The sequence below is a fragment of the Streptomyces sp. NPDC006476 genome (assembly GCF_040612015.1).
Taxonomy (GTDB): domain Bacteria; phylum Actinomycetota; class Actinomycetes; order Streptomycetales; family Streptomycetaceae; genus Streptomyces; species Streptomyces griseorubiginosus_B.
Genome location: NZ_JBEXPK010000152.1, coordinates 1 through 8,545, shown reverse-complemented (window position 1 = coordinate 8,545; position 8,545 = coordinate 1). Strand labels below are relative to the sequence as shown.

Below are 8,545 nucleotides of genomic sequence, written 5' to 3'. Positions count from 1 at the left end.
CCTCGGTCCCCGCCAGCAGCCACACGAACCCACCCGCATGCCGCCACCCGTCGCTGACCTCGAGGAACTCCCGGTACGACGGGGGCATCCGTCGGTGCGGAGTGGGCCGAGGTCCGCTCGGCGATGCCGGTGCCGGCCTGGCTCCTCAAGGGGGGCGGGCGTCCGGAGGCGTACTGTCATCGCGAAATACTCGACGCTGTGCGCTACCTGGTCGACAACGGTGTGAAGTGGACGGCTCTGCCGGTCGATTTCCCGTACTGGCGGGCGGTCTACGACTTCTTCCGCCGCTGGCGGGCCTGCGACTACGTGCGTGAGCTGTACGAACGCCTGCGCCGTTCGGCGAGGGAACGCTCAGGCCGCAACGCCGAGCCCAGTGCGGCAATCATCGACAGTCAGTCGGTGGACGCCTCCGAGACCGTGGGCGAGGACAGTCGCGGATACGACGGCGGCAAGTCACGCGACGGGCGCAAGCGTCACATCCTGACCGATATCGAGGGCCTGCTCCTGGAGGTCACCGTGACCACGGCCGATGTGCACGACTCCAAGGCCGCCCCCGCGCTGCTGGAGACGTTCATGGACCAGCCGGGCCGGCTGCTGAAGCTGGTGTGGGTCGACAGCGCCTACCAGGGTCCGGCGCTGGCGAAGGCGTTCGCCCATCACGGAGTGCGGATCGAGGTCGTGCGCCGCTCCGATGGACACCGCGGATTTGTCGTACTGGCCCGCAGGTGGGTAGTGGAACGCACGCTGAGCTGGCTCTCCCGCTCACGCCGCCTCAACCGCGACCACGAACGCCGCCCCGACCACCACGCCCAGATGGTGTGGTGGGCCGCCGTGATCAGGCTGTCCCGGCGCCTGGCCGGGGACGCTCCGCGCTGGCCGGAGAACGCCCTGCCCGACTGCTCCGGGCGCGGGCATGAACCGCCCGTCCTTCGCCCGCACCAGCCAGCCCCGCTTCTCCAGCACGTAGGCACGGTGACGGATCTTCTCCACCTCGTTCTTGATCTCCGCTTCCCGGCCCACCGCCCGCGTCAACTCCACCCCGTTCACCTGCCCCGAAGCGGCCACCGCAGCGGCGAACACCTCCCGATACAGGCCGCTGAGCACCTCCTCGCCCATGCCCGACCGCCACACCGGCGGCCTCTCGCCATGCCCCGCGCCGGGGCCGCTCGATCCCACGGCGGCAGCCTTCTCACCACCAGACGGCACGGAAACCGGCGCATTCACCGGGCTCTCCTCGGCCAGCACCGACACGAGTTCCTCACGCCCCACCCGGGCCCGCTCGACTCGCTCCCGCGCGGCATCCACCTCCGCCTGAGCCTGCTCCAGGAACTCCGTCCAGGACTCCAGATCCCGCCTCGCCCGCGCCTCACGCTGTTCCATCAACCCCAGCACCGACGGCATCGCACCCTCCTCGATCCACAACAAGCCGCCCGCTGCCTGCCCCTACCCCCGGCCGATCATGCCCCGCACACGAAGAAGCCCCTGCTCATCGAACAGGGACTCCCTTTGCCACAACGCACTTACTCTCATCATTTCTGGCGCAGGACACTAGGCGGGTTGGCGACCCCCTTTCGGCGCACGCCCCGCGCCTACGCACTTGCGTAAGGCTTAAACTGACGCCTGTGAAGACGACCGGCGTGACGGGATGGGAGACCGCGGTGCTCGACGGAGGGCCCGCGGACGGACTGCGGATGAAGGTCTCCGACCGGCCGCGGGTGATTCAAGTGACCTGTCCCTGCCGGGTGGAGGGCGCGCCGCAGGGGCTGCGGGCAGAAGGCGTCTACGTCTACCGCCGCGACTACGGCGTGGACAGCGAGCCGCTGCGGTACGGCTTCGACATAGCAAGCCCCTGACGGGCGGGGGCCGCTGCGTCCGCCAGGTCTCCGATGCACCGCTCGGCGGCGCAGCCGTCGTGATCGAGCTGAACGTGCGCCGGTTCAAGTGTTCAACTCGGCCTGCTCGGCAGTAACGTTCACCGAGCAGATTCCGGGGCTGACCAGACCGCCTGCCCGATACACCCCTCGGATATTCAACGCGGCGGCCAGCCTGGCCCCGGGGCGTCCGGCCAGGAAGAGCGGCCAAGGACACGCTAGGGCTTGCAGAAGAACAACACGCTGATTCCGGTTCTGGGGCCGATCGTTGTGGTAGGCCTCGGCGACCGGGAAAGATACGGCGTCAGCCTTCGCTGCAGAGCGTGGCGTCCGTGACCGCAGTCAGGCAGATCCTGCAACTCAGCGAGCCGCGTACCACATGACGGCGCACGCGAATCGGACATCAGCGTGTTGTTCTTCTGCAAGCCCTAACTTTCCGGCATTGTGTCCAGTCCGCGGTGGAACTTCAGATCGAGGGCCGCCACTTGCGTTGGTGCAAGCGCACAACCGTCCTGGACCGGCTCGCACCGCCCGCCCGGACCTCGTCCAGCGCGACCGATGCACGCCGAGATCGGCAGCAAGCTCTTGATCTACGGCTTCGGGTCGGAGGTGTGGTACATCCGTACCGCACGCTCACGCAACTCCAACGACCGGATCGCGTCGGCCAGCTTCCCGCACCACTCGAGCGGCTTCAGGACGTCGGCAGGCTGTACGTGCGGTCGAAGTGCTGGGCCACCAGGTGTCCCCCTTCGTCACACGCGAGTTGCCAGTCGTTGACGCCGGTTTCCCGACCGTCGGTGAAGTTCCAGAGGATCCGGCCCCGGACGGTGTCGATCGCATAGAAGCCGTGTCTGTTCTCGAAGGCCTGGACGTAGATCGCGTGGGGGCCGGTGACGACCGGGTGGTCCACATTGAGGCGGGGCGTCGGGCAGAACCAGCGCCGGGAGCCGGTCTGAGCGTCAAAGGCGTAGACGCCGTGCGGATCGGTGCCGGTGACGTACACCGTACCGCGGGCGGCGCCGAGGGATGCGAACTGGCCGTGATCCGCCTTCACCCGCCAGCGGAGCCTGCCGTTGGCGAGGTCCAGCGCGATCAGTTCGCGGCCGATGGCGAACACGGTCTGGTCGAGCACCGCCAGACCCGGCCGAAGGTCGTAGCCGACGGGGTATTTCCAACGTACGGAGCTGTCGTCGGTGTTGCGGACCGTCACATTGCGCAGACCGTCGGCGTACACGAACGCTCCGGGGAGGATGACCGGCTGCAGCGTGATCCCGACGTCCTCCGGGCTGATCGGGATGATGGAGGTCCGCCGGGCCTGCAGGTCGGTGCCGAAGACCGCCTCTGACGACGTCGCGGCTCCTTCCCCGTCGGACTGGCGTTGGAATCGGAGGCCGATGATGGTGACGACATGGTCGGCGTCGCTGCCGAGGAGCGTGTCGAACCGGAAGTCGGGTCCGAAATCCAGCGTGAACCGCTCGGTGCCGTCGGCCGGGTCGACGCCGATCACCGTCGAGCCCAAGCCGAGCGCGACCACCGCGCCGTAGGCCAGCAGGGGCGGGGTCGGGGAGTGGCTAATGCCCCGGTAGACCCACTTGGACCGGGTTCCGTCCTTGAGGTCGAGGCAGACCAGGTTGCCAGGGCGAGTCTTCACCAGAGCCGTCCCGTTGACGAAGACGGCCGGCGCCTGAAGCAGCGGATCACTGCGGAACGTCCAGGACGGCTTCGGAGCGGGGCCGATCGGCTGCCCGGCCTGTCCTTCGTCCTTGCTCCGGGTGATCAGTACGGCGCCGCCGCCACCGATGACGCCCGCCGTGCCAAGCGACGCGGCGAGGATCGCGCGCCGTGAAACTCCTGGCCGCGAGGACGGGGCGCGGTGATTCCGGGGGGAGGGTGACGTGGGGTGGGTCGGGCCGGGCGGCTCGGTAATCGTCCCTACCCCGGGACCGGATTCGGCCCCGAGTCCATGGGCTTGGGTTCCGGCATATGGAGCCGCGACGCCCACCCCGGCGTCTGCGCCCATCGCCGTCGCCGTCGGGGAAGTCGGCAGGTCCTGGTCCGCAAGGCCCCCAGTCCCGGCAGCGTGCACAAACTCCACACCGTGCTCAGGCCCCGCAATTCCTGGCAGTGAGCTGTCCGCGCCGGCAGAGACCGGGTCCGCTGGAGGCTGTGCAGCGGAGACCTGGGCAGCGGGCGCCAGGACGGCGGGATCCAGGGTCCACAGTGCGTTGTCGAGGTCCTTCATGGCCGCCGTACGGCGGGTGATCGACGCGGTCACCGGCGCCGGGAGCCAGTTGTCTCCCAGGACCTGTTCCACGCCACCGGGCGCGCAGGCGGCGGCCAGTCGGTCGGCGGTGATCCGGAGGTCCGGATCCCTCGCGAGACAGAGACTGATGATCTTTTCCAGTGGCTCGGGCACGTCCGTGAGGTCCGGTATTCCATGCACCACCTGGTAGAGGACCGTGGCCACCGAGGAGCCGCTGAACGGCGCACGTCCGGTCGCCGCGAACGCGAGCACCGAGCCGAGGGAGAAGACGTCCCCCTCCGGGCCTATCGGATCGCCGGTGGCGTGCTCGGGACACATGTACTCGAAGGAGCCGAACAGGACTCCAGAGTGGGTGAGGTCGTAGCCGTCGCTCGCGCGGACGATGCCAAAGTCGATGACGCGCGGGCCATCCGTGGCGAGCAGCACGTTGGACGGTTTGAGGTCGCGGTGCACCAGTCCCGCGGCGTGGACGGCCATCAGCGCCTCGGCGACGCCGGCGCCCAGTGCGAGCGCCGAGTCCACGGGGAGCGGCCCGTGCTCAGCGATCGCCTCCGCCAGCGTCGGGCCGGGTATGAAGGCCGTGGCCAGCCAGGGCGTGACGCCATCCGGATCGGCGTCCACCACCGGTGCCGTATAGCTGCTGCTAACCACACTCGCCGCCTCCACCTCGCGACGGAAGCGGATGTGGAATTTCCGGTCCCCCGTCAACTCGGGGCGGATGGCCTTGACCGCGACGACACTCCCCCGCGGAGAGGTGGCCAGGTACACGCGCCCCATCCCGCCTGCGCCGAGCCGTGCCACAAGCCGGTAGGGACCAAGCTTCTCGGGATCATCCGGGCTCAGCGGTTCCATTACCTCAGCTGCCTGTTCTCGGTGATGACGGTTGCGAATCGGGCCGCCTGCGACGGTTTTGGAGGCGACTCCCTGCGGCCTCTCCCCCACCGCCCCCACGTCCCGGAGCCATGGCCGGCTTCCCAGGACGCCCGTCCGGCATCCCAGGTGCTGCCCTGGTTTCCGGGAGAAGTGCATGGTGGGACACGATCGCCCTGTCAGGATATGCGCACACAGCAGAGGCTTACGACTTCTACCGGTAGTTCGTTAGATCCGGCGGTGGTATGGGTTGACGGCAAATCGGGGTGGTCGTAGGCCGGTGGTAGAAGTCAACTGCCTTGCCGGGGGTGGAAGATGACCGCTCGCCGTCTGAGGTGACCCCGGTGGTGTGGACACTCTGACAATGGATCTTGCAGATCCGAGGAAGGGTGTCCTGGTGGGACGGAAGTCTCCGTATCCGGCGGAGTTCAGGAACGATGCCGTCGCGCTGTACCGCGCGGCGGGTGGGAAGCGCACGTATGCGGCGGTGGCGGCGGATGTTGGGGTGACCGGCGAGACGCTGCGCAGTTGGGTGCGCCAGGCCGATGAGCAGGCGGGCCGCGGCAACCGCGACGAGCCGGTCGCCGAGGGCAGGGATGAGGAACTGGCCCGGCTGCGGGCGGAGAACGGCCGGCTACGCAGGGCGGAGAAGGAGTGGGAACTCCAGCGGGAGATCCTGCGCCGGGCGGCCCAGTATTTCGCGAAGGAGATGAGGGCATGACCCTCCGCTGGGGCTTCATCTCCGACAGCCGGGCCGACTTCGGCGTGCAGCGGATATGCCGGGTGCTTCAGGTCTCGCGCTCGGGCTTCTACCGGTGGATCGCCGGCGCGAAGGCCCGCGAGGTGCGGCAGGCCGCCGACGATGCCCTGGCCGCGGAAATCCGCGAGATCCACCCCGGCCACAAGGGAACGTACGGAGTGCGGCGTGTCCATGCTGAGCTGCGGGGCTTCGGACACACGGTGAACCGCAAGCGTGTCGAGCGGCTCATGCGCAAGCACGGCCTGGAGGGCCTCCATCTGCGGCGCCGTAAACGCACCACGGTCCCGGACCGCCTCGCACCGCCTGCCCCGGACCTCGTCCAACGTGACTTCTCCGCCAGGCAGCTGGACGAGAAGTGGTGCGGTGACATCACGTATGTGCAGGTCGGCGGGTCGTGGCTGTATCTCGCCTGCGTCCTGGACATCTGCTCACGCCGGGTGCTCGGCTACTCGATGGCCACCCGTATGCGGGCCGAGCTGGTCATCGACGCCCTGAAGATGGCGGTGGCGGCCCGCGGCGGCCACGTGGACGGCGTGATCTTTCATGCGGACAGGGGCACGCTGGTCAGTACACCGCTGCCGCGTTCGCGCAGGTCTGCGACTGTGACGGGATCCGCAGGAGCATGGGCCGGGTCGGCTCGAGTTACGACAATGCCCTCGCCGAGTCGTTCTGGCAGGGACTCAAGAGGGAGACGATGCACCAGAGGCCGTTCTCGACGATGCGTCAGGCGAGGCTGGAGATCTTCCAGTGGCTGACCTACTACAACGCCCGCAGGCGCCACAGTGCGCTGCTCGCCCTGATGCGACTGGACAAGAAGACCACCACTGGCCTCTCCGTCGTCCTGGACGGACCGCAGGGGGCCGAACTCGTGCGCGACGTGTCCGGGTCGATCGCGGCACGGCCGCTGCAGAGCGTGCCCAGGTCCCCCGACGGAAGGCGCTGATATGGCCATTACCGGCCGTACCCGGCTCTTCTGCGTCCTCGGCGACCCGATCGTCCAGGCGCAGGCACCCGCCCTGCTCAACCCACTCCTCGACCGACTCGGCGTCGACGCCGTCCTGGTGCCCGTGCATGCCCCGGCGGACCGACTGGACGCGATCGTGGCCGGACTGAAGCCGATCGCGAACCTCGACGGGATGCTGGTGACGATCCCACACAAACTGCCCATGTGCGCTCACGCCGACGAACTCAGCGACACAGCGGCCCTGCTGGGAAGCACCAATGCCCTTCGCCGCGAACCGGATGGCCATTGGTACGCGGACAACTTCGACGGCGCCGGCTTTGTCGACGGCCTGGCTGCGGAGGGCCATCAGTGGACCGGACGCGTGGTCGCCCTGGCTGGAGCCGGTGGCGCGGGCCTCGCCATGGCCGCAGCCCTGATGGCTGCGGGCGCCGGGCGGATCGATGTCGCCGACCCCGACACGCAACGCCTCACCGCCTTCCTGACCCGCCTGGAACCCCGCTGGCCGGGCCGCGTCCTCGCGGCCTGCGGGCCTCCCGCACCGGACACCGCCATCGCCGTCAACGCCACTCCCCTGGGCCTGCGCCCAGCGGACCCCCTCCCCTTCGAACCGGCGCGGCTGCCCTCCGCCACCCTGGTCGCCGACATCATCATGCGCCCCGCCGAGACCCGCCTGCTGCGCGCTGCGACCGCGCTGGGCCTGCCCACCCATCCGGGCATCCACATGCTGCGCCACCAACTCCCCCTTTACCAGGAGTTCTTCCGGCTCCCCGCTACGCCTGCGGACTGATCGTCTCAGCCGCTTCATCCCCCGTACGGTTGCCCCTCCTGCCGAAGCCGCGCAGGGCTCTGCGGCCGCTGCAGGCGGGTCGAGACAATCTCGGCAACGGCCGGTAACTGGTCTTTGAGGTAGAAATGACCGCCGGGAAACTCCATCAGCTCGAACTCTCCCCTGGTGTGGCTCCGCCAGGCCGCCAGGTCGTCCGGCATCAGCTCGGCGTCGCGGTCGCCGTAGAGGGCGAACACGGGGCACGAAAGGGCGGCACCGCCACGGTGGACGTAGGTCTCGATCGCCTTGAAGTCACTGCGCATGGCCGGCAGGAACAGCTGCAGCAGTTCGTCGTCATCGAGAAGCCGCGGGTCCGTTCCGCCCAACCTCCCCATTTCCGCGCGCAGTTCACCATCGCTCATGAGATGGACCCGTCCGGGCGAAGGTCGCGAGGGAGCACGGCGTGCGGAGACGAAGAGGGCTGTGGGCACTATGCCGCCAGCTTCCAGCCGGCTCGCGACCTCGAAGGCGATCGCGGCCCCCATGCTGTGCCCGAACAGCGCCAGCTGGTCCTGCCGCCATGGAGCCAGCGCGTCGACGATGTGGGCAGCCAGGGTGCCCAGATTGTCCACGGCGGTCTCATGGAGGCGCTCCCCGCGCCCCGGGTACTGCACCGCGCAAACCTCGACGGCGGGCGACAGCGCAGCGGACAGCGGAAAGTAGAAACTGGCTGATCCGCCCGCGTGGGGCAGGCAGAGCAGACGTGTGCGAGCTTTCGGGGCCGGATGGAAACGCCGTATCCACGCATTCGGCTCCCGCCTGACGGCTGTCATGCGATTCGTCTTCCTTTCCTCGGCCGGCACACGACTCGTCCTCCTGCCGTCGGATCCTCGGCGACCGCGCAATATGCAGCACCGTTTCCCTCAGTGCCTGCCGGTGCCGTCCCACTCCCTGATCAGTTCCATACGTGAGGCGACGTCCAACTTGCGGAATATCTTGCGCAGGTGGAAGGCCACGGTGTGACGGGAGAGGAAGAGCTGGGAGGCCACCT

General features: G+C 68.7%; 6 protein-coding genes and 1 pseudogene. 4 read left to right on the top strand and 3 right to left on the bottom strand.

Features of this window, described 5'->3' with window-relative positions:
- The first annotated feature begins 123 nt into the window (after positions 1-123).
- Together ABZZ74_RS51320 and ABZZ74_RS51315 are read left to right on the top strand one after the other, a co-directional pair.
- Positions 124-1,605 (top strand): IS5 family transposase, encoded by a 1,482-nt coding sequence (locus tag ABZZ74_RS51320; protein WP_356951014.1) that lies wholly within the window; start codon positions 124-126, stop codon positions 1,603-1,605.
- Positions 1,606-1,622: 17 nt separating this feature from the next.
- Positions 1,623-1,853 carry a hypothetical protein gene (locus tag ABZZ74_RS51315; RefSeq protein WP_356951013.1) on the top strand — a complete coding sequence of 77 codons (231 nt, stop codon included), beginning with the start codon at positions 1,623-1,625 and terminating at the stop codon, positions 1,851-1,853.
- A gap of 709 nt (positions 1,854-2,562) precedes the next feature.
- Here the strand turns inward: ABZZ74_RS51315 and ABZZ74_RS51310 are convergent.
- On the bottom strand, positions 2,563-4,986 hold the full coding sequence (locus tag ABZZ74_RS51310) for a PQQ-binding-like beta-propeller repeat protein (RefSeq protein ID WP_356951012.1): 2,424 nt from the start codon (positions 4,984-4,986) through the stop codon (positions 2,563-2,565).
- 415 nt (positions 4,987-5,401) lie between these two features.
- On the opposite strand from ABZZ74_RS51310, the pseudogene ABZZ74_RS51305 reads away from it, so the two are divergent.
- Positions 5,402-6,707 (top strand): annotated as a pseudogene (locus tag ABZZ74_RS51305) (IS3 family transposase).
- A gap of 1 nt (position 6,708) precedes the next feature.
- Positions 6,709-7,515: a shikimate dehydrogenase gene (locus ABZZ74_RS51300; protein WP_356951011.1), complete on the top strand. Its 807-nt coding sequence runs from the start codon at positions 6,709-6,711 to the stop codon at positions 7,513-7,515.
- A 14-nt stretch (positions 7,516-7,529) separates the two neighbouring features.
- Here the strand turns inward: ABZZ74_RS51300 and ABZZ74_RS51295 are convergent, their stop codons facing one another.
- Positions 7,530-8,327, bottom strand: coding sequence for an alpha/beta fold hydrolase (locus ABZZ74_RS51295; RefSeq protein ID WP_356951010.1), 798 nt, complete (start codon positions 8,325-8,327; stop codon positions 7,530-7,532).
- 90 nt (positions 8,328-8,417) lie between these two features.
- On the bottom strand, positions 8,418-8,543 hold the full coding sequence (locus ABZZ74_RS51290; protein WP_356951015.1) for a LuxR C-terminal-related transcriptional regulator: 126 nt from the start codon (positions 8,541-8,543) through the stop codon (positions 8,418-8,420).
- Between the last annotated feature and the right edge of the window lie 2 nt (positions 8,544-8,545).